Origin of the sequence: Sphingobium sp. 15-1 (assembly GCF_013375535.1) — a bacterium.
Lineage (GTDB): Bacteria > Pseudomonadota > Alphaproteobacteria > Sphingomonadales > Sphingomonadaceae > Sphingobium > Sphingobium aromaticivastans.
On record NZ_JABXJG010000001.1, the window covers coordinates 1,701,351 to 1,724,096 of the forward strand.

General features: G+C 65.7%; 14 protein-coding genes. 7 read left to right on the plus strand and 7 right to left on the minus strand.

The features are described 5' to 3' along the window. Positions 1-71: 71 nt before the first annotated feature. From rpsI to HUK72_RS08075, 4 genes are all read right to left on the minus strand, one after another. Positions 72-611, minus strand: a complete 540-nt coding sequence (gene rpsI, locus HUK72_RS08060; RefSeq protein WP_176596323.1) for a 30S ribosomal protein S9 — start codon at positions 609-611, stop codon at positions 72-74. Beyond that, positions 611-1,090, minus strand: a complete 480-nt coding sequence (rplM, locus tag HUK72_RS08065; RefSeq protein WP_082748648.1) for a 50S ribosomal protein L13 — start codon at positions 1,088-1,090, stop codon at positions 611-613. The genes rpsI and rplM overlap by 1 nt, the downstream gene beginning before the upstream one ends. 131 nt (positions 1,091-1,221) lie before the next feature. After that, positions 1,222-1,542, minus strand: a complete 321-nt coding sequence (cutA, locus tag HUK72_RS08070) for a divalent-cation tolerance protein CutA (RefSeq protein ID WP_176596324.1) — start codon at positions 1,540-1,542, stop codon at positions 1,222-1,224. After that, a complete protein-coding gene (locus tag HUK72_RS08075; RefSeq protein ID WP_176596325.1) occupies positions 1,539-2,585 on the minus strand; it encodes a COX15/CtaA family protein in 1,047 nt (348 codons plus the stop codon). The genes cutA and HUK72_RS08075 overlap by 4 nt, the downstream gene beginning before the upstream one ends. 145 nt (positions 2,586-2,730) lie before the next feature. On the opposite strand from HUK72_RS08075, the gene HUK72_RS08080 reads away from it, so the two are divergent. From HUK72_RS08080 to HUK72_RS08105, 6 genes are all read left to right on the plus strand, one after another. Further along, a complete protein-coding gene (locus HUK72_RS08080) occupies positions 2,731-4,779 on the plus strand; it encodes a PAS domain-containing sensor histidine kinase (protein WP_176596326.1) in 2,049 nt (682 codons plus the stop codon). Positions 4,780-5,182: 403 nt separating this feature from the next. Continuing rightward, positions 5,183-6,985, plus strand: a complete 1,803-nt coding sequence (locus HUK72_RS08085; protein ID WP_176596327.1) for an IlvD/Edd family dehydratase — start codon at positions 5,183-5,185, stop codon at positions 6,983-6,985. A gap of 26 nt (positions 6,986-7,011) precedes the next feature. After that, entirely contained in the window at positions 7,012-8,589 is a 1,578-nt protein-coding gene (locus HUK72_RS08090) for an aldehyde dehydrogenase (NADP(+)) (protein WP_176596328.1), read from the plus strand. Continuing rightward, a complete protein-coding gene (locus tag HUK72_RS08095) occupies positions 8,586-9,509 on the plus strand; it encodes a Gfo/Idh/MocA family protein (RefSeq protein WP_176596329.1) in 924 nt (307 codons plus the stop codon). Before HUK72_RS08090 ends, HUK72_RS08095 begins: the two co-directional genes overlap by 4 nt. Positions 9,510-9,526: 17 nt before the next feature. After that, a complete protein-coding gene (locus HUK72_RS08100; protein WP_176596330.1) occupies positions 9,527-10,282 on the plus strand; it encodes a FadR/GntR family transcriptional regulator in 756 nt (251 codons plus the stop codon). Positions 10,283-10,691: 409 nt separating this feature from the next. Next, complete coding sequence (locus tag HUK72_RS08105; protein ID WP_176596331.1) at positions 10,692-19,220, plus strand: Ig-like domain-containing protein; 8,529 nt, start codon at positions 10,692-10,694, stop codon at positions 19,218-19,220. A 45-nt stretch (positions 19,221-19,265) separates the two neighbouring features. On the opposite strand, the gene HUK72_RS08110 is transcribed toward HUK72_RS08105, so the two are convergent. Both HUK72_RS08110 and HUK72_RS08115 read right to left on the minus strand, forming a co-directional pair. Further along, positions 19,266-19,676 (minus strand): VOC family protein, encoded by a 411-nt coding sequence (locus tag HUK72_RS08110; RefSeq protein WP_176596332.1) that lies wholly within the window; start codon positions 19,674-19,676, stop codon positions 19,266-19,268. Continuing rightward, positions 19,673-20,281, minus strand: a complete 609-nt coding sequence (locus HUK72_RS08115; protein ID WP_176596333.1) for a pyridoxamine 5'-phosphate oxidase family protein — start codon at positions 20,279-20,281, stop codon at positions 19,673-19,675. The genes HUK72_RS08110 and HUK72_RS08115 overlap by 4 nt, the downstream gene beginning before the upstream one ends. Positions 20,282-20,357: 76 nt before the next feature. On the opposite strand from HUK72_RS08115, the gene HUK72_RS08120 reads away from it, so the two are divergent. Next, a complete protein-coding gene (locus tag HUK72_RS08120; RefSeq protein WP_176596334.1) occupies positions 20,358-21,251 on the plus strand; it encodes a LysR substrate-binding domain-containing protein in 894 nt (297 codons plus the stop codon). A gap of 30 nt (positions 21,252-21,281) precedes the next feature. Here HUK72_RS08120 and HUK72_RS08125 read toward each other — a convergent pair whose 3' ends face one another. Further along, positions 21,282-22,733 (minus strand): NAD-dependent succinate-semialdehyde dehydrogenase, encoded by a 1,452-nt coding sequence (locus tag HUK72_RS08125; RefSeq protein ID WP_176596335.1) that lies wholly within the window; start codon positions 22,731-22,733, stop codon positions 21,282-21,284. Positions 22,734-22,746 lie beyond the last annotated feature (13 nt).

The window sequence follows — 22,746 nt, forward strand, 5'->3', positions numbered from 1 at the left end:
GGCTTGATATACCCAATAAAGAAAAGGGCCGGAAAATCCGGCCCTTCCCAAAAATCCGTCTGATCGGAAGATCAGCGCTTCGAGAACTGGAAGCTGCGGCGGGCCTTCGCCTTGCCGTACTTCTTACGCTCGACGGCGCGGCTGTCGCGGGTCAGGAAGCCTTCAGCCTTGACCGCGCTGCGCAGCGCCGGCTCGTACTTCGACAGAGCCTGGGCGATGCCGTGCTTCACAGCGCCGGCCTGGCCCGACAGACCACCGCCCTTGACGGTGGCGATCACGTCATACTGACCTTCGCGCTCGGTGACGCCGAAGGGCTGGTTGATCACCAGACGCAGGGTCGGGCGAGCGAAATAGATTTCCTGATCGCGGCCATTGACCGTGATCTTGCCGGTGCCGGGCTTCACCCAGACGCGGGCGACGGCGTCCTTACGACGGCCGGTCGCATAAGCGCGGCCGAGGCTGTCGATTTCCTGGGGGCGCAACGGGGCCGAAGGCTGAACCGGAGCGATCGGCGCGTCGGTGGCAACGGTCTCGGCAGCGGCGGGCGCAGCGACCGGAGCGTTGGCGGCCAGCGAAGCGAGGTCGGACAGGGACTGGCGGTTATCGGACATTATGCACCCACCTTGTTCTTGCGGTTGCGCGACGCGAAATCGAGCACTTCGGGGTTCTGCGCTTCGTGGGGATGCTCGGCGCCGGCGAAAATGCGCAGGTTGCGCATCTGCTGGCGGCCCAGCGGACCACGGGGGATCATGCGCTCAACGGCCTTTTCGAGCACGCGCTCGGGGAAACGGCCTTCCAGGATTTTCTGGGGGGTGGTTTCCTTGATGCCGCCGGCATAGCCGGTGTGCTTGTAATAGACCTTGTCGGTCAGCTTGCGGCCGGTGAACTTCACCTTGCCCGCATTGACGATGATGACATTGTCACCGCAATCGACATGGGGGGTGAAGCTCGTCTTGTGCTTGCCGCGCAGGATGTTCGCGACGGTCGAGGCGAGGCGGCCGACGACGAGACCTTCCGCGTCGATCAGGATCCACTTCTTTTCGACCGTGGCCGGGGTTGCCGGCTTGGTGGTCTTCATCAGCGCCTTCATGGTGCCAATCTCCAGTTAAATGCATAAACCGATCGCCGTCGCCGGCTTTTCGGAAGATGCGCGCTAATGACGGGTGGGGCCGCCCAAGTCAAGAGATTCGGCGGCTTTGCTGACGGGTAAAATAATACCTGTCAGTCCGCGACCTGATCGTCCACCCATTGGGCGAAGGCGGCGTGGGCGGCGTCCACGGGCAGAGCGAGGATCGCGGGAACATCATAATCGTGCAGTTCCGCGATGCGCGCCATCAGCGCGTCGCGGCGCGAAGGCGCGGTCTTGAAGAGGACAGGCACCTCCGCCGCCGTCTCCATCGCGCCATTCCATTGGTAGAAGGAGGTCGCATCCCCCAGCAGGTTCGCGCAGGCCGCCAGCCGTTCCTCGACCAATTGCCGCGCGATGCGGGCCGCGGCCTCGCGCGAGCCGAACAATGTGTAGACGAGCGCGACGGCGCTCATCCCCGGCGTTCGCCCAGCGCATGGGCGCCCCAGGTCGCGGATGCGACCACCAGCGCACCGACCGCCTGATGCAGCACCGCCAGTGGCAGCGCGATGCCGCTGATGACGGTGGCGATGCCGAGGGCGATCTGCGTGCCCACCGCTGCGTTGATCGCGATGGAGGGGCCGCGTTGCCCCGCCTGTTTCGCCATGCGGGCGAGCATGATCAGCATGAATGCGGCGACCCAGGCCCACCAGCGATGGATGAAATGGACGAGATAGGGATCGCTGGAGAGCGTCGCCCAGAGCGAGCCGAGCCACGCAATACCCTCCGGCACCAGATGGTCGTTCATCAGCGGCCAGCTGTTGGAGACATAGCCCGCGTCCAGCCCGGCGGTGAACGCGCCGAACATCAACTGCACCAGCAGGACCAGCAGCGCGACCACGGCGAAGGGGTGCAGCATGGCGGGCTTCGCGAAGGGCGTCTTGGCGCGGGTCAGCAGGTCGAGCGCGGTCCAGATCAGCCCGCCCATGATGAACAGCGCCGTCAGCAGATGCACCGCCAGCCGGTAATGGCTGACGTCGGTGCGCACCGACAGGCCCGACTTCACCATCCACCAGCCGATCGCGCCCTGCAATCCACCCAGCGCCAGCAGCGCGACGAGACGGAAGCCATAGCCCTGCGGGATCGCACGTTTCCACGCGAACCAGAGCAGCGGCAGCGCGAAAGCCACGCCGATCAACCGCCCCAGCAGCCGGTGCACCCATTCCCAGAAGAAGATGAACTGGAAATCGCCCAGCGTCATGCCCTGCCGCAACTGTTGATATTCAGGGATCTGCTGATAGGCGCGAAACGCCTCCATCCACTGGTCGTGGGTCAGCGGCGGGATGGCGCCGGTGATCGGCTTCCATTGGGTGATCGACAGGCCGGATTCGGTCAGGCGGGTGATGCCGCCGACCACCACCATGCAGAAGACGAGGGTGGCGACCGTTAGCAGCCAGCGCGCGATCGGCGCGGGGCGCGGGACGGCGTTGGCGGGGCGGATCAGGGTCAGCGCAGTCATGGCGCCGATCCATGCGCGCTTGTTCCGCCTGTTGCAAGGATAACCGGATCGTTGGACAAAAGGTCATAACGCCTTGTGCATGAACGGATACAATTGATGGGACAGGCGTATCTGGCCCTATGGGAAAATTGATGCAGGATAATCGATGAGCGGGACGCAAGGCATTGCGGCCATGATCGCCGCGCAGGGGCCGCTGGGCGCCCTGACCGCGCGCATCGATGCCGGGTCGCCGCTGGGGCCGGTGGTGGGATGGTCCCCCGCTTTGGTGTCCACCGTGCGGCTGATGCTGTCGTCCCAGGCGGAAATCGTGCTGTTCTGGGGCCCCGATCTCTGCGCTCTCTATAATGAGGCCTATGCGCCCACCATCGGGGACAAGCATCCCCGCGTGCTGGGCCGCCCGGCGCGGGAGGGATGGTCGGAGCTGTGGGACGATCTGGAACCGCTGCTGCGGTCGGTGGTCGAGGGTGGGCAGTCCGTGCACGCCAAGGACCGGCCCTTCTATATCGAGCGGGACGGCCGCCAGGGCGAAGAGGTGTTTTTCGACATCAGCTACTCCCCGGTGTTCGAGGCGGACGGCTCGATCGGCGGTGCGCTCTGCATCGTCAGCGAGACGACCAAGCGCGTATTGGCCGAAAAGGAGATGCGGGCCGACCGCGCCCGGTTGTGGGCGCTGGCGCGCGATCCTTTCCTGGTCGCGGACCGGGACGGCGTGTGGCTGGCCGCCAGCCCCGCCTGGACCGAGATATTGGGCTGGAACGAGCAGGAGCTGATCGGCCGCACGTCGGAATGGATGGAGCATCCCGACGATCTGGCCAGGACGCGGAGCGAGATTTCCGGCCTGGCCAGGGGCATGCCGACGGTGCGCTTCGAAAACCGTTTCCGGGCGAAGGACGGCAGCTATCGCAATTTCAGTTGGACGGCGGTGCCGGAAAACGACCTCATCTATTGCGTCGCCCGCGACGTGACGGAGCAGCGCGCCCATGCCAGGGCGCTGGCCGACGCGGAAGCCGCGCTGCGGCAGGCGCAGAAGATGGAGACGCTGGGCCAGTTGACCGGCGGGGTGGCGCATGACTTCAACAATCTGCTGCAGATCGTGACCGGCAATCTGGAGCTGTTGCAACGCGGGCTGGAGAAGATCGGCGGCGACGATCAGGCGCGACTGCGCCGGGCGGCGGACAATGCGATGGGCGGCGCCGAGCGCGCCGCGCTGCTGACCCAGCGGCTGCTCGCTTTCTCCCGCCGTCAGCCGCTGGCGCCCGAGCGGATCGACCCCAATCGCCTGGTGAGCCGCATGTCCGATCTGCTCAACCGCACGCTGGGCGAGACCATCGAGATCGAGACGATTCAGAGCGCCCGCATCTGGCCGGTCGAGATCGACGTCAACCAGATGGAAAACGCGCTGCTCAACCTGGCGGTGAATGCCCGCGACGCCATGCCGGGCGGCGGCAAGCTGACCATCGAGGTCGCCAACACCCATATCGATGCCGATTATGCCGCGCAGGAGGCGGAGGTATCGCCCGGCCAATATGTGCTGATCAGCCTGTCCGACACCGGCGAAGGCATGGACGAGGAAGTGCTGAGCCACGCCATCGAACCCTTCTTCACCACCAAGGAAGTGGGGCGCGGCACGGGCCTGGGCCTGTCGATGGTCTATGGCTTCGTCAAGCAGTCGGGCGGCCATATCCGCGTCTATTCGGAGGCCGGGCATGGGACGACGGTGAAAATCTATCTGCCCCGCTTCTACGGGCCGCTGCCGGACAATGATACGGGCGCGGTAGACCGCCGCGCGCCGATCTGCCCCGGCGACGAGACGGTGCTGGTGTGCGAGGATGATGAGAAGGTCCGGGCCTATACCGTCGATGTGCTGAAGGAGCTGGGCTATCGGGTGATCGAAGCGGGCGACGGCCCCGCCGCGCTGCGGGCGCTGGAGGAGGCCGCGCAACCGATCGGCCTGCTGTTCACCGACGTCATCCTGCCCGGCGGCATGACCGGGGCGGATATAGCGCGGGAGGCGCAGGTGCGGCAACCCGGCCTGCGGGTGCTGTTCGCGACCGGCTATGCGCGCAATGCGATCATCCACCACGGCCGGCTCGATCCCGGCGTGGAATTGCTGACCAAGCCGTTCACCTATGCCGAGCTGGCGGCGAAGGTGCGGGACATGCTGGATCGCGCCAAGACGCGGCGGGTGGGGTGACAGACCGCTGGAGTTCAAGGTAGCCGCCAGTCGGGGGATGCCGCACGGCGGCGGCGATGGCACGGTGGGCAGGGCGGTATTTTGGCGCTAAGTTGCCATTAATTCTCCGTCACCCCGGGCTTGACCCGGGGTCCCGCTGCCTTTTCAGGCGCGCACTCAAGCAGAAAAGCGGGACCCCGGGTCAAGCCCGGGGTGACGGATTGGGGAATGTGGGGGAACCACGCAGCCCTGCTCGATGCGCAGAGCCGCACGCAGCAGTCGCTTCGATCACCGATGGCCATCAAATTCGTCGCCAACCACCAAGCCTCCTTGAATTTCTATTTGTCTGAGTATATCGGAGAGGCAAGCGCATCAATGTGCCCCCAATAGGATCAGCCCTTTTCTTCGACAGGATGCCCTTTCCATGAGCGATTCGCCCAAACCTGCTCCCAAGTTGCGCAGCCGCGCCTGGTTCGACAACCCCGACAATATCGACATGACCGCGCTCTATCTGGAGCGTTATCTGAATTTCGGACTGTCGCTGGAGGAATTGCGCAGCGGCAGGCCGATCATCGGCATCGCCCAGACCGGCAGCGACCTGTCGCCCTGCAACCGCCACCATATGGTGCTGGCGGAGCGCGTTCGCGAGGGCATTCGCGAAATGGGCGGGATCGCGCTGGAATTTCCGGTACATCCGATCCAGGAAACCGGCAAGCGGCCGACAGCGGGGCTGGACCGGAACCTCGCCTATCTGGGGCTGGTCGAGGCGATCTACGGCTATCCGCTGGACGGGGTGGTGCTGACCACGGGGTGCGACAAGACGACGCCCGCGCTGCTGATGGCGGCGGCTACCGTCAACATCCCGGCCATCGCTTTGTCGGTGGGGCCGATGCTGAACGGCTGGCACAAGGGCGAGCGCACCGGGTCGGGCACCATCGTATGGCATGCGCGGCAGTTGCTGGCGGCGGGCAAGATCGACGATGAGGGCTTCATCAAGCTGGTGGCGTCCTCCGCGCCGTCGACCGGCTATTGCAACACCATGGGCACGGCGACGACGATGAACTCGCTGGCCGAGGCGCTGGGCATGATGCTGCCCGGATCGGCGGCGATTCCGGCGCCCTATCGCGACCGGCAGGAGGTCGCCTATCGGACCGGCAGGCGGATCGTCGAGATGGTGGCGGAGGATCTGAAGCCCTCCGACATATTGACGCTGGATGCTTTCCATAATGCGATCGTGGTGAACTCCGCCATTGGCGGGTCGACCAATGCGCCGATCCATCTGGCGGCGATTGCGCGTCATGTCGGGGTCGAGCTGCCGCTCAAGGACTGGGAGACGGTGGGGCACAAGGTTCCCTTGCTGGTGAACCTCCAGCCTGCGGGCGAATATCTGGGCGAGGATTATTATCGCGCCGGGGGCGTGCCCGCCGTGGTGAGCCAGCTCATCGGGCAGGGGCTGATCCGCGAAGGCGCGATGACCGTCAACGGCAGGACGATAAGCGAGAATTGCCGGGGCGTGGAGATTGAGGATGAGAAGGTCATCCGTCCCTTCGGCCAGCCACTGAAGGAAGAAGCCGGATTCCTCGTCCTGTCGGGCAATCTGTTCGATGCGGCGGTGATGAAAACCAGCGTGATCTCCGAGGAGTTCCACCAGCGTTATCTGTCCAACCCCGACGATCCCAATGCTTTTGAAGGCCCTGCGGTCGTGTTCGACGGGCCGGAGGATTATCATGCGCGGATCGACGATCCGGCGGTCGGCATCACCCCCGACACGTTGATGTTCATGCGCGGCGCGGGGCCGATCGGCTATCCGGGCGCGGCGGAGGTAGTGAACATGCGGCCGCCCGCTTACCTCATCACCGAGGGCGTGTCCGCTCTGCCCTGCATTGGGGATGGGCGGCAGTCGGGAACTTCGGGCAGCCCCTCCATCCTCAACGCCTCGCCCGAGGCAGCGGCGATGGGCGGGCTGGCGCTGCTCCAGACCGGCGACCGGGTGCGGATGGACCTGAACAAAGGCGTGGTGAACGTGCTCATCTCCGACGAGGAACTGGAAGCGCGGCGGGCGAAGCTGGTGGCGGAGGGCGGGTTCCCATATCCCGCCTCGCAGACGCCGTGGCAGGAAATCCAGCGCTCCGTCGTCGGCCAGATGAATACAGGCGCGATCCTGGAGGGCGCGGAGAAATATCAGCGCATCGCCCAGACCATGGGCCTGCCCCGCGACAATCATTAAATTCCCCCTATCCCCGGAGATAAATCATGTTCAACGGAGCCATCCTTGTCGGCGCAAGCGAGCGCCAGGGCGGCGAGCCCTTCTTTGCCATCGACCCGTCGACCGGCGCGAAGGGCGAGGTCGCCTTCCACAACGCGTCGGCCGCCGATGTCGCGGACGCCTGCGCGCTGGCCGACGCGGCGTTCGAGAGCTTCTCGACGCTGACGCCCGACGCCCGCGCCACCTTTCTGGAGGCGGTGGCCGACCGGATCATGGCGATTGGCGACCTGCTGATCGCCACCGCCATGGCCGAGACCGGGTTGCCCCGTGGCCGTCTGGAGGGCGAGAGGGGCCGCACCGTCGGTCAGCTCCGCCTGTTCGCAGGCTATGTGCGGCAGGGCGACTGGCTGGACGCCACCATCGATCCCGCCCTGCCCGAACGCCAGCCCCTGCCGCGCAGCGACCTGCGCCGCGTCAACCAGGCGGTCGGTCCGGTCGCGGTGTTCGGCGCGTCCAACTTCCCCCTCGCCTTCTCGGTCGCGGGCGGCGACACGGCATCGGCCTTCGCCGCCGGTTGCCCTGTCGTCGTCAAGGGCCACCCCGCCCACCCCGGCACCGGCGAGCTGGTCGCCCGCGCCATCGCCGCCGCCGTCAAGGCATGCGACCTGCATGAAGGCGTGTTTTCCTACCTGCCCGGCACCACCAACGAACTGGGCAGCGCGCTGGTGGCCGATCCGCGCATCAAGGCGGTGGGCTTCACCGGATCGCGGGGCGGCGGGCTGGCGCTCATGAAGATCGCCGTGAACCGCGGCGAGCCGATCCCGGTCTATGCTGAAATGTCGAGCATCAATCCGGTCGTGCTGCTGCCGGGCGCGCTCGCGACCCGCGCCGAAGCGCTGGGCGCGGCGTTCGTCGGATCGCTGACGCTTTTCTCCGGCCAGTTCTGCACCAATCCCGGCATGGTGATCGCGCTGGACGGTTCCGATCTCGATCGTTTCGTGGCCTCCGCCGCCGAAGCCCTGTCGGCCAACGGCGCGCAGGTCATGCTGACGCCCGGCATCCACGCCGCCTATGAAAAGGGCGTCACGGCGCTGGCCGGCGCGGAGGGCGTCACCACCCTCGCCCGCGGCGCCGAAGCGGAAGGCGTGAACCGTGGCCAGCACGCCCTGTTCGCCGCCAGCGGCGAGCAGTTCCGGGCCAATCCAGCGCTGGCGCATGAGGTGTTCGGCTCCTCCTCCATCCTCGTCAAATGCGCGACCATCGAGGAAGTGGTCGCCACCATCGCCCAGATGGAGGGCCAGTTGACCGCCACGCTCCAGATGGACGAGAGCGACAATGGCAACGCCGCGAAGCTGCTGCCCACCCTGTCGCGCAAGGTCGGCCGCGTGCTCGCCAACGGTTGGCCGACCGGGGTCGAAGTGACCCATGCCATGGTCCATGGCGGCCCCTTCCCTTCAACCTCCGATGGGCGCACCACCTCGGTCGGGACGCTGGCGATGATGCGTTTCCTGCGGCCGGTCTGCTATCAGGATGTGGCCGACGCCGTGCTGCCGCCCGCGCTACAGGCCGCCAATCCCTGGAAGCTGACCCGCCGCGTCGAAGGCAGGCTGGAAGTCGCGGCATGACCATCAAGGCTGGCCTAGTCGGCCTGGGCAAGATCGCTCGCGACCAGCATCTGCCCGCGATCGCGAAGACCGAGGGTATAGAACTGGTCGCGGTCGCCAGCCGCAATGCGCAGGGCGAAGGGGTCAGCAATTATCCCGACCTGGGCGCCATGCTGGCGGGCGAGCCCGATCTGGACGCCGTGATCCTCTGCCAGCCGCCGCAGGTCCGCTATCAGGCGGCGCGGCAGGCGATATTGGCGGGCAAGCATGTCTTTCTGGAAAAGCCGCCGGGCGCCACCGTGTCGGAGGTGGAGGCGCTGATCGCGCTGGCGAAGGCGCGGAACCTCACCCTCTATGCAAGCTGGCACAGCCGCTATGCCGCCGCCGTCGCGCAGGCGAAGGACTGGATGGCGTCGCGCAGCATCGAGCGCATCTCGATCCAATGGCGGGAGGATGTCCGCCACTGGCATCCCGGCCAGCCGTGGATTTGGGAAGCGGGCGGTTTCGGCGTGTTCGACCCCGGCATCAACGCCCTGTCGATCCTGACGGAGATCGTGCCGGAGCCGGTGACTTTGCTGTCCGCCAGCCTGGAGGTGCCGCAGAACAAGGACGCGCCCATCGGCGCCGACCTCAAGATGGCGACCGCTTCGGGCGCGCCGGTGGAGGCCGTGTTCGACTGGCGCCAAACCGGGCCGCAGACCTGGGACATCGCGGTCGAGACCGCCAGCGGCAGCCTGCTGCTGTCGGAGGGCGGCAACATGCTGCGGCTGGACGGCGAAGTGCAGGTGAAGGCGCCGGACGAGGAATATCCGGCCATGTACCGGCGTTTCGTCGGGCTGGTGGCGGAAAGGGCCATCGACGCCGATGTCGCGCCGCTGCGATTGGTGGCGGACGCCTTCCTTTGTGGGCGGCATTGCCCTACGACGGCGTTCGAGGACTGATACGGGGAGCCGGGATTTTGGGGAGCGAGCGCAAGGACGGGACGGAACGCAAGTTCGTGGCGGAAGAAAGCTCGCTCCGCATCCATCAAGCCATTGCCCGGCAATTGGGCACCGCGATCCTGATGGGCACCCACAAGCCCGGCGACCTGTTCGAAGGGGAGATCGAGGCGTCGGAACGGCTCCACGTCTCCCGCACCGCCTATCGCGAGGCAGTGCGCATCCTGATCGCCAAGGGCATGCTGGAAAGCCGCCCCAAGGCCGGAACCCGCGTGCTGCCGCGCGCGCGCTGGAACGTGCTGGACCCGGAAATGCTCGCCTGGATGTTCGCGGGCGAGCCGGACCGGGATTTCATCCGCGACCTGTTCGAACTGCGCGGGGTGATCGAGCCGGCGGCGGCGGAGTTCGCGGCGCGACGGCGGACCGACGAGCAACTAGCCGTCATGACGCTGGCGCTGGAGGAGATGGAGAGCCATGGCCTCTCCACGCCGGAGGGGCGGGCGGCGGACCAGCGTTTCCACCATGCGGTGCTGGCCGCGACCCATAATGACGCGCTCGCCGCGCTGGCAAGCTCGGTCGGCGCGGCGGTGGGTTGGACCACGACCTTCAAGCATCGCAAGAAACTGCTGCCGCGCGACCCCTTGCCCGATCACAAGGCGGTCTATCAGGCGATCGCCAGCCGCGACACCGCGGCGGCGCGCAACAGCATGGTGGAACTGCTGCGGCTGGCGATGGCCGATATGGATATTGCGCTGGCGGAACCCGGCAGGAATTGAGGGTTCGCCCAATGGCTGCGCCAGGATCTGCCGCCAGCGGATAATCCGGCTTGCCAGCCTTTGCCGGGAACAGGGCGGCGGCATGCCTCTCGCCCCATTCCCTGGCTGCGCGAGCAAGTGGGCCATGCACCGCATCACACAAGTCCTGAGCGGCGATCCGCGCCACGTTTAAACTGGATCAACTTCCCTATATGGATAGAAATATTATGATATGCGTATAGCTATATATCTAATGATATAAAATGCCCCGTTTTGATACTGATGCTTTACTCCAACTGCATTGAAAATGACAAATTTCTACTTCATCTTCCCCTATGGCTTACCAAAGAAATATGTCGATTCGGGCATATTCTTAACGCGTTGGGTATGTGTCGGGCGCTGAGCCGCCCATATTCGGGGGGGCATTGTCATGGCAGGTGCAAGCGGTACGACCATTTTGAACGGCGGGACCGGCAGCGACAATCTCGTCGGCGGATCAGGCGACGACTTCCTGGATGGCGGCGCGGGGAACGACACGCTGAACGGCGGGTCCGGTAGCGACACGCTCGATGGCGGCGCCGGCATCGATCGCGTCCTGGGCGGATCGGGGGCCGACACCCTAATCTACAAGGCATTCGAAAATCAGTGGCTCAGCGGGTCCAGCTATTCCAGCGGCGCCGTTTCCGGCGGCACCTATATGGGCACCCCGAGCGGCACGAGCTATTCGGGCTACGACTATTATGACGGCGGATCGGGCTCGTCCAAGCTGGGCACGCAAAATGTCGCTGATGTGGACAAGCTGCAAATCTGGCTGAGCCCGACGCAACTTGCCGACGCGGCGATCCGCGCAGAGATCGACTATGTCCAGAATATCTGGATTCCCGCGCAGAAGAACGCCAATACCGGCCAGACCGGGCCTGCCATTTATCAGTTCAAGACGCTCAACCTGCAGATTTCCCAGGTCGAAACCATCGATATTCGGAACTTCAACGGAAGCACCGATATAATCGGCCCTAAGCTTATCTCCGTGACGATGAGCGACACGGCGCTGAAGATCGGGGACACGTCGACGGTGACGGTCACCTTCTCCGAAGCGGTGACCGGCTTCAACAATAGCGATGTGACGGCGGACAACGGAACGCTTTCGACCTTCACCAGCAGCCCGGACGGCAAGGTCTGGACGGCGACCTTCACGCCGACCGCGAATATCGAGGACAGCTCGAATGTCGTGACGGTGGGGTCGGGCTATACCGATCTTGCAGGCAACGCAGGCACCGGCGGGACGAGCGCCAATTATGCGATCGACACCAAGGCGCCGACCCTGTCGATCACCGATGACGAAGCGGCCGCCGTCGCCAACAATGCTGGCGGCGCAGTGGTGTTCACCTTCACCTTCAGCGAGGATGTAACCGGCTTTACCGCCGATGACATCACCATCAGCGGTGGCACCGCCGGAACGTTCACGGCGATCAATGGCCATAGCTATACGCTGTCGGTCATGCCGCACGCGAACAGCCAGGCGGGCACGATCGGCGTCTCCGTGGCCGACGGCGCCGCCACCGATCTTGCCGGCAACGCGGTCACCGGCGCCAGCGCCAGCCAGAATTACGACACGCTCAACCCCACCGTCGCGATCAGCTTTGCCGAGACGGCGCTGAGCGACGGCAATGGCGACACGCAGGTGAGCTTCGTCTTCAGCGAGGCGCCGCTCGGCTTCGTCCTGGGCGACATCAGCGCCAGCCATGGCAGCGTCAGCAATCTGGTGATGGACGACGCCACCCATTATCACGCCACCTTCACCGCCGATGACGGGTTCAGCGGCACCGGATCGGTGACGGTCGACGCCGCCAGGTTCACCGACGCCGCGCTCAACGCCAACGAAGCCGCGACCCCCGCCACCCTCGCCATCGACACGCTCAACCCGACCGTCACCAACGTGACGGTCAGCGACGCGCTGATCTCCGACAGCGACGCCGGGTCGAGCTTCACGGTGACGGTGACCTTCAGCGAGGCGATGGACCAGAGCATCGATCCGACGCTCAGCTTCTCGCCCGCCATGAGCGGCACGCTCACGCCCGGCTCCGGCACCTGGGTGGACGCGACCACCTATCAGGCGAGCTACACCGCCGCCGACGGCAATGTCGATCATGACAGCGTCACCATCGACGTCAGCGGCGCCAAGGACCTGGCCGGCAATCTGCAGGACGACTATGCCCCGCAGAGCGAGTTTGCGGTCGACACGCTCAACCCCACCGTCGCGATCAGCTTTGCCGAGACGGCGCTGAGCGACGGCAATGGCGACACGCAGGTGAGCTTCGTCTTCAGCGAGGCGCCGCTCGGCTTCGTCCTGGGCGACATCAGCGCCAGCCATGGCAGCGTCAGCAATCTGGTGATGGACGACGCCACCCATTATCACGCCACCTTCACCGCCGATGACGGGTTCAGCGGCACCGGATCGGTGACGGTCGACGCCGCCAGGTTCACCGACGCCGCGCTCAACGCCAACGAAGCGGCGACCCCCGCCACCCTCGCCATCGACACGCTCAACCCGACCGTCACCAACGTGACCGTCAGCGACGCGCTGATCTCCGACAGCGACGCCGGGTCGACCTTCACGGTGACGGTGACCTTCAGCGAGGCGATGGACCAGAGCATCGATCCGACGCTCAGCTTCTCGCCCGCCATGAGCGGCACGCTCACGCCCGGCTCCGGCACCTGGGTCGATGCGACCACCTATCAGGCGAGCTACACCGCCGCCGACGGCAATGTCGATCATGACAGCGTCACCATCGACGTCAGCGGCGCTAAGGACCTGGCCGGCAATCTGCAGGACGACTATGCCCCGCAGAGCGAGTTTGCGGTCGACACGCTCAACCCCACCGTCGCGATCAGCTTTGCCGAGACGGCGCTGAGCGACGGCAATGGCGACACGCAGGTCAGCTTCGTCTTCAGCGAGGCGCCGCTCGGCTTCGTCCTGGGCGACATCAGCGCCAGCCATGGCAGCGTCAGCAATCTGGTGATGGACGACGCCACCCATTATCACGCCACCTTCACCGCCGACGACGGGTTCAGCGGCACCGGATCGGTGACGGTCGACGCCGCCAAGTTCACCGACGCCGCGCTCAACGCCAACGAAGCCGCGACCCCCGCCACCCTCGCCATCGACACGCTCAACCCGACCGTCACCAACGTGACCGTCAGCGACGCGCTGATCTCCGACAGCGACGCCGGGTCGACCTTCACGGTGACGGTGACCTTCAGCGAGGCGATGGACCAGAGCATCGATCCGACGCTCAGCTTCTCGCCCGCCATGAGCGGCACGCTCACGCCCGGCTCCGGCACCTGGGTCGATGCGACCACCTATCAGGCGAGCTACACCGCCGCCGACGGCAATGTCGATCATGACAGCGTCACCATCGACGTCAGCGGCGCTAAGGACCTGGCCGGCAATCTGCAGGACGACTATGCCCCGCAGAGCGAGTTCGCGGTCGACACGCTCAACCCCACCGTCGCGATCAGCTTTGCCGAGACGGCGCTGAGCGACGGCAATGGCGACACGCAGGTGAGCTTCGTCTTCAGCGAGGCGCCGCTGGGCTTTGTCCTGGGCGACATCAGCGCCAGCCATGGCAGCGTCAGCAATCTGGTGATGGACGACGCCACCCATTATCACGCCACCTTCACCGCCGACGACGGGTTCAGCGGCACCGGATCGGTGACGGTCGACGCCGCCAAGTTCACCGACGCCGCGCTCAACGCCAACGAAGCCGCGACCCCCGCCACCCTCGCCATCGACACGCTCAACCCGACCGTCACCAACGTGACCGTCAGCGACGCGCTGATCTCCGACAGCGACGCCGGGTCGAGCTTCACGGTGACGGTGACCTTCAGCGAGGCGATGGACCAGAGCATCGATCCGACGCTCAGCTTCTCGCCCGCCATGAGCGGCACGCTCACGCCCGGCTCCGGCCTCTGGGTCGATGCCACTACCTATCAGGCGAGCTACACCGCCGCCGACGGCAATGTCGATCATGACAGCGTCACCATCGACGTCAGCGGCGCTAAGGACCTGGCCGGCAATCTGCAGGACGACTATGCCCCGCAGAGCGAGTTCGCGGTCGACACGCTCAACCCCACCGTCGCGATCAGCTTTGCCGAGACGGCGCTGAGCGACGGCAATGGCGACACGCAGGTGAGCTTCGTCTTCAGCGAGGCGCCGCTGGGCTTTGTCCTGGGCGACATCAGCGCCAGCCATGGCAGCGTCAGCAATCTGGTGATGGACGACGCCACCCATTATCACGCCACCTTCACCGCCGATGACGGGTTCAGCGGCACCGGATCGGTGACGGTCGACGCCGCCAGGTTCACCGACGCCGCGCTCAACGCCAACGAAGCCGCGACCCCCGCCACCCTCGCCATCGACACGCTCAACCCGACCGTCACCAACGTGACGGTCAGCGACGCGCTGATCTCCGACAGCGACGCCGGGTCGAGCTTCACGGTGACGGTGACCTTCAGCGAGGCGATGGACCAGAGCATCGATCCGACGCTCAGCTTCTCGCCCGCCATGAGCGGCACGCTCACGCCCGGCTCCGGCACCTGGGTCGATGCGACCACCTATCAGGCGAGCTACACCGCCGCCGACGGCAATGTCGATCATGACAGCGTCACCATCGACGTCAGCGGCGCTAAGGACCTGGCCGGCAATCTGCAGGACGACTATGCCCCGCAGAGCGAGTTCGCGGTCGACACGCTCAACCCCACCGTCGCGATCAGCTTTGCCGAGACGGCGCTGAGCGACGGCAATGGCGACACGCAGGTGAGCTTCGTCTTCAGCGAGGCGCCGCTGGGCTTTGTCCTGGGCGACATCAGCGCCAGCCATGGCAGCGTCAGCAATCTGGTGATGGACGACGCCACCCATTATCACGCCACCTTCACCGCCGATGACGGGTTCAGCGGCACCGGATCGGTGACGGTCGACGCCGCCAAGTTCACCGACGCCGCGCTCAACGCCAACGAAGCCGCGACCCCCGCCACCCTCGCCATCGACACGCTCAATCCGACCGTCACCAACGTGACCGTCAGCGACGCGCTGATCTCCGACAGCGACGCCGGGTCGACCTTCACGGTGACGGTGACCTTCAGCGAGGCGATGGACCAGAGCATCGATCCGACGCTCAGCTTCTCGCCCGCCATGAGCGGCACGCTCACGCCCGGCTCCGGCACCTGGGTCGATGCGACCACCTATCAGGCGAGCTACACCGCCGCCGACGGCAATGTCGATCATGACAGCGTCACCATCGACGTCAGCGGCGCTAAGGACCTGGCCGGCAATCTGCAGGACGACTATGCCCCGCAGAGCGAGTTTGCGGTCGACACGCTCAACCCCACCGTCGCGATCAGCTTTGCCGAGACGGCGCTGAGCGACGGCAATGGCGACACGCAGGTCAGCTTCGTCTTCAGCGAGGCGCCGCTCGGCTTCGTCCTGGGCGACATCAGCGCCAGCCATGGCAGCGTCAGCAATCTGGTGATGGACGACGCCACCCATTATCACGCCACCTTCACCGCCGATGACGGGTTCAGCGGCACCGGATCGGTGACGGTCGACGCCGCCAGGTTCACCGACGCCGCGCTCAACGCCAACGAAGCGGCGACCCCCGCCACCCTCGCCATCGACACGCTCAACCCGACCGTCACCAACGTGACCGTCAGCGACGCGCTGATCTCCGACAGCGACGCCGGGTCGACCTTCACGGTGACGGTGACCTTCAGCGAGGCGATGGACCAGAGCATCGATCCGACGCTCAGCTTCTCGCCCGCCATGAGCGGCACGCTCACGCCCGGCTCCGGCACCTGGGTCGATGCGACCACCTATCAGGCGAGCTACACCGCCGCCGACGGCAATGTCGATCATGACAGCGTCACCATCGACGTCAGCGGCGCTAAGGACCTGGCCGGCAATCTGCAGGACGACTATGCCCCGCAGAGCGAGTTTGCGGTCGACACGCTCAACCCCACCGTCGCGATCAGCTTTGCCGAGACGGCGCTGAGCGACGGCAATGGCGACACGCAGGTCAGCTTCGTCTTCAGCGAGGCGCCGCTCGGCTTCGTCCTGGGCGACATCAGCGCCAGCCATGGCAGCGTCAGCAATCTGGTGATGGACGACGCCACCCATTATCACGCCACCTTCACCGCCGACGACGGGTTCAGCGGCACCGGATCGGTGACGGTCGACGCCGCCAAGTTCACCGACGCCGCGCTCAACGCCAACGAAGCCGCGACCCCCGCCACCCTCGCCATCGACACGCTCAACCCGACCGTGGTGTCGGTAACGATGAGCGACGCGGCGCTGAAGATCGGGGACACGTCAACGGTGACGGTCACCTTCTCCGAAGCGGTGACCGGCTTCAACAATAGCGACGTGACGGCGGACAACGGAACGCTTTCGACCTTCACCAGCAGCCCGGACGGCAAGGTCTGGACGGCGACCTTCACGCCCACCGCGAATATCGAGGACAGCTCGAATGTCGTGACGGTAGGGTCGGGCTATACCGATCTGGCAGGCAACGCAGGCACCGGCGGGACGAGCGCCAATTATGCGATCGACACCAAGGCGCCGACCCTGTCGATCACCGATGACGAGGCGGCCGCCGTCGCCAACAATGCAGGCGGCGCGGTGGTGTTCACCTTCACCTTCAGCGAGAATGTGACGGGGTTCGCAGCCGGCGACATCACCGTCAGCGGTGGCACCGCCGGAACGTTCACGGCGATCAATGGGCAGAGCTATACGCTGTCGGTGACGCCGGACGCCAATGTTCAGGCAGGCACGATCACCGTCTCTGTGGCGAACGGCGTTGCGCTGGACAATGCGGGCAACCCGATCACCGGGTCGAGCGCCACGCAGAACTACGATACCAAGAACCCGACGGTAGCGGTCAACATCGTCGACGCGTCGCTGGACAATAACGATCCCACTTCTCAGGTGACCTTCACCTTCTCCGAAGCGCCCGTCGGATTTGGAGCCGGCGATATAAGCGCGGTCGGCGGGACGATCAGCAACTTCCAGTCGACGGCCGATCCGCTGGTCTATACCGCGACATACACCAAAAATGCGGGCTTCAACGGCACCGGCAGCGTGTCGGTGGGATCGGCGCTCTATACGGATGCGGCGCTCAATCCGGGCGCGACGGGATCGGACACGGTAGCGGTCAGCAGTGGAGACACGACTTCGCCAGGCATCGTTTCCATTACGGGCGTTCAGGGCAATGCCGGTCAAAACAGCAAATTGACCATCACCTTCAACGAAGCGATGAACACGTCCTTCTTCGACGCGTCGAAAATTCACCTGACGGCAGCCACCGGAACCGCCTCGCTCGTGACGGGAACCGGGGTCTGGTCCTCCGGCAACACGGTATTCACCGTAGACGTCGCCAAGACCAACGGGGCCAATAACGGCACATCCTATACGGCGACCATCGACGCAGGCGCGTTCAAGGACGTCGCGGGCAATCTGAGCAATGCGGGAGGGCCGCAGGGCGGCCTGAAACCGGCGGGCGTAGCGGGAGAGCCCATCAACCTTGGCCTATCCCTTCCGGCCGGACAGGCGGGCGAGGTTCTGGTCACCGTGACCAACATGCCCGACGATTGGAAGCTGGACGGCGGCACCCATAATGCCGACGGTAGCTGGACGGTGCTGACCGCCGATCCGCGCGCGCTTTCCGTCACCACGCCTGCCACCTTCGCGGGCGCCATAGTGCTGGATGTCGCGATGAGCTGGACGCAAGCGGACGGGTCTGTCGCGATCATGCACATCGCTGACAATATAGAGGCCTATGCCCCCGGCAACCCGATCTTCGCCTGGTCGGGCGACGACACGCTGACGGGATCGGCGCAAGCGGACATTTTCGTGTTCGCCCAGCCGATCGGCGCGGATCAGGTGCATGATTTCGACATCGGGGCCGACCGGGTCGATCTGATCGGCTATGCCGGGATCAGCGATTTTGCCGGCGTGCTCGCCCATCTGACCCAGGACGCGTCGGGCAATGCGCTGCTCACCCTGGCGGAAGGGCAGACGATCACGCTTCAGGGCGTGGCGGCGGACTCGCTGACGGCGGCGAACTTCCTGTTCGACGAAACGCCCGTGGTCCACAATCCGGGCGTCATGACGATCGGCAACGGGGCGATGCTTCCGCTGAGCGGCACAGTCGTCAACAGCGGCCTGATCAGCCTGGAATCGACGGGCGACGCCACATTGCTGCAGCTCATCCAATATGGCACGACGCTTCAGGGCGGCGGCCATGTGGTGCTGAGCGACGATGGCGGCAACATCATCAGCGGAACCGTGCCTTCCGTCACGCTGAACAATGTGGACAATATCCTGTCGGGCGCGGGCGCGATCGGCGCGGGCACGCTGACGCTCATCAACGGCGGGTCGATCATCGCGGACGGCGTCAATGCGCTCGTCATCGACACGGGCGCCAATGTCGTCAGCAATAGCGGCATCATCGCCGCTACGGGCAGCGGTGGCCTGATGGTGGCCAGCGCGATCGACAATGAAGGCGTGATCCAGCTCAGCTCCAGCCATGCGGTGCTGGCCGGGAACGTGACCGGCAGCGGCGACGTGCTGCTGTCGGGCACCGCGACCGTCGAATTTGGCGGCCATGTGTCTTCCGACATCGTGGTCGATGCGGGAGCGACCGGGCTGATCCTGTTCGACGACAGCATATCCTTCAGCGGCACCATCGCGGGGCTGGACAGCGACGATCGCATCGACCTGTCCGACCTGGCCTTCGACGCGGGGACCATGCTGAGCTATGCCGCCAACGAGGCCGGGACCGGCGGGGTGCTGACGGTCACCAACGGGACCGACGTCGCGCATCTGACGCTGATCGGCAGCTATCATGCCGAAGATTTCGGCCTGTGGTCCGACGGCCATTCGGGGACGCTGATCGGCTTCGGCTGATCAGGCCCCCACTCCCCGGCGGCGCTCAGGAGATGGTGCCGCCGTTCACGCAAAGGGCGTGGCGAACTCGATGCGGATTCCGCCCGGGATGAACACCAGGAAATGCCGCGTTGCCGAGCCGGGCCGGATCGGGCCGGGCGCGGCATCGACCACAACCTCCGGATGCGCGGTCACCCTTTGCCATGCGGCATCCAGCGCCGCGTCGTCGGCCACCGCCAGGGACAGATGGTGCAGGCCGACATTGGCGCGCCGATCGAAGGCCCGCGCCGTCAGCGGATCGGCGGCGCGCCACAAGGTCAGCAGGATGGTGCCGTCAGACACGAATATAGACGGATAATCCGGCACGCCGCCAACCTCATCAAAGCCCAGCACGCCGCAAAAGAAGGCCCGCGCCTGGTCAATGTCGGGGACGGTGAGGCCGATATGATGGACGCCGCGCGTCAGCTTGTCGGTCATGATGCAATTCCTTCCAGTTCGGTGACGCGGGCGCGCAGCAGGGCAAGCTCGTCCAGCAGGGGCTGGATGCCCTGCCTGAGTTCCGCTTCGGTGAAGCGCGGAGTGATATGTTGCGGGCAGTTCCAGTCGAACCCGATCACGTCGATCAGAAAGGCGCGCTCCGGTTCGGCGGCATAGCCCGGCACCATCAGCGCGGCGATGTCGGCGGGATCGTCGCTGCCATGGGCGCGACCGATCAGTTTGAGCCGCCGCCGGTTGGGATAGTCCATCAGGAACAGGGAAACGCGATCGTCGGCGGCCAGGTTCGCGGTCGACAGATATTGGCGATTGCCCCGATAATCGGCAAATCCGATCCGGTTTCCCGCGATCCGCCGCAAAAAGCCCTGGGGGCCGCCGCGATGCTGGACATAGGGCCAGCCGCCTTCGCTGACGCTGGCCATGTAGAAACTGTCGCGGGCGGCGATGAACGCGGTCTCCCGTTCGGTGAGGCTGTCCATCGGACCGGCGTCCGCCTCCATCCGCGCATAGGCGGCACGCGATCCGGCCGCCTGCTGCAAGGCGCGGGCGCCCGGCCCGAACAGGGTGTGAAGATAGGTTTGCACCATACGTTTGGAGGTAGCGCGTTTCGGTAGACATGATAATGAGGAGTCATTGATGTTCACTATTTCATTTTGGAGAATAATGGATCGGTTCGAGTCTCTGACCGCCTTCGTCGCGGTGGCCGACCGGCGCGGTTTCGCGGCGGCGGCACGCGCGTTGAAGGCGTCGCCGCCCGCCATCACGCGCGCGGTGGCGGCGCTGGAGCGGCATCTGGGCGTGACGCTGTTCCATCGATCCACCCGCGCGGTGTCGCTCACGGACGAAGGCGCCGCCTTTCTCGACCGGGCGCGGCGCATCCTGGCCGACCTGCGCGAAGCCGAGCAGATCGTGACGGGCGGGCGATCGGTGCCGCGCGGGCAGCTCTATGTGACGGCGCCCGTAATGTTCGGGCGATTGCATGTGCTGCCGGCGATCAACGCGCTGCTGGCCCAGCATGACGGGCTGAGCGCCCGCATGATGCTGGTGGATCGCAATGTCCGGATCGTGGAGGAAGGGATAGACGTGGCGGTGCGGATCGGCGCGCTTGCCGACAGCGCGCTGCGCGTGGTGGCGATCGGGTCGGTGCGGCAGACGATCGTGGCGAGCCCCGCCTATCTTGCGGCAAATGGCATCCCGTCCGCGCCCGCTGATCTGAAGGGTTTTCGCTGCATCGTCGGCAGCGGCGCGCGCGGCGGCAATATATGGACCTTCGGCATGAAGGGCGAGGAAACCGTCCAGGTCGTTCCCCGTATCGCCGTCAACACGACCGACGCAATGATCGCGGCGGCCGAGGCCGGGCAGGGCCTGGCCAATGTCCTGAGCTATCAGGTCGCGGAAGCGATCGTGGCGGGCCGGCTGACGCGGGTGCTGACGGAACATGCGCCGCCGCCGGTGCCGGTGAATCTGCTCTACGATGCCGGTCGCGCGGCGATGCCCGCAGTGCGGGCCTTCATCGAAGCGATGCGCGAGGGATCCCGCGCCGGGAAGTGGGATTGAGGATGCGCGGCGGATGCTGCGCGGCTTGCCCTAGCGCCCGATCCCGTCCAGGCCGAGACAGACATATTTCAGTTCCTGATAGTCCTCCAGCCCATGGCGCGACCCTTCGCGCCCCAGCCCGGACATCTTCACGCCGCCAAAGGGCGCGACTTCGGTCGAGATCAGGCCGGTGTTGACGCCGACCATGCCAGCCTCGATCGCCTCGGCCACGCGCCATGTCCGCGCCATGTCGCGCGCATAGAAATAGGCGGCAAGGCCGTATTCGCTTTCGTTGGCGAGGGCGACGACCTCCTCTTCGCTCGAAAAGCGGATGACCGGAGCGACCGGGCCAAAAGTTTCCTCCCGCGTGATCCGCATCGCCGGCGTGACGTCGCGCAGGACGGTGGGCGCGAAGAAGCGGCCACCCAGAGCATGCCGCGCACCCCCCGCGACGAGCGTGGCGCCATGCGCCAATGCGTCAGCGATATGCGCCTCCACCTTGACCAGCGCCCTTTCGTCGATCAGCGGCCCGATCGACACGCCTTCCTGCGTTCCCGGTCCGACCCGAAGTCCAGCGACCGCCCGCATCAGCCGGTCGACGAAATCCTCATAGATGCCGTCCTGCACATAGATGCGGTTGGCGCAGACGCATGTCTGCCCCGCATTGCGGAATTTGGAGAGGATGGCCCCCGCGACCGCCGCATCGACATCAGCGTCGTCAAACACGATGAAGGGTGCATTGCCGCCCAGTTCCAGGCTCAGTTTCTTGATGGTGGCCGCCGACTGGGCATAGAGCAGCGCCCCGATATGCGTCGATCCGGTGAAGCTGATCTTCCTGACGAGTGGATGTTCGGTCAGCGCGCCGCCAATCTCCGCCGCATCGCCCGTCACGACATTCAGGATTCCCGGCGGAAGCCCCGCCTCCTCGCCCAGCCGCGCCAAGGCCAGAGCTGTGAAGGGCGTCTGCGGGGCGGGCTTGAGCACAACGCCGCAACCCGCCGCCAGCGCCGGCGCGATCTTGCGAGTGACCATCGCCGCCGGGAAGTTCCATGGCGTAATCGCCGCGACGACGCCGACTGGTTGCCGCATGACCAGGATACGTTTGTCCGGCATGTGCGGCGGCACGATCTCCCCATAGCTTCGCCGCCCTTCCTCAGCGAACCAGCGCAGGAAAGAAGCGGCATAACCGATCTCGCCCAGCGCCTCCGCGCGCGGCTTGCCCTGCTCCGCGACCAATATGTCGGCCAGTTCCACGCTATTGGCTTGAACGAGATCGTGGAACCGGCCCAATATATCGGCCCGCGCCTGCGCCGTTAGGGCCGCCCAGTCCCGCATGGCGCGCTGCGCCGCCGCGACGGCTTGTCCGGTCTCCGCCCTCCCCATCATCGGGACGCGCCCGATGATCTTCGCCGTGGCTGGGTCGTCCACGTCCATCCACAGGCCATTGGTCCGCCATTCGCCGCCGATGAAGCAGGCCTCGCGTTTCAGGTCCAAAATCCGCATCCTGTTTCTCTTG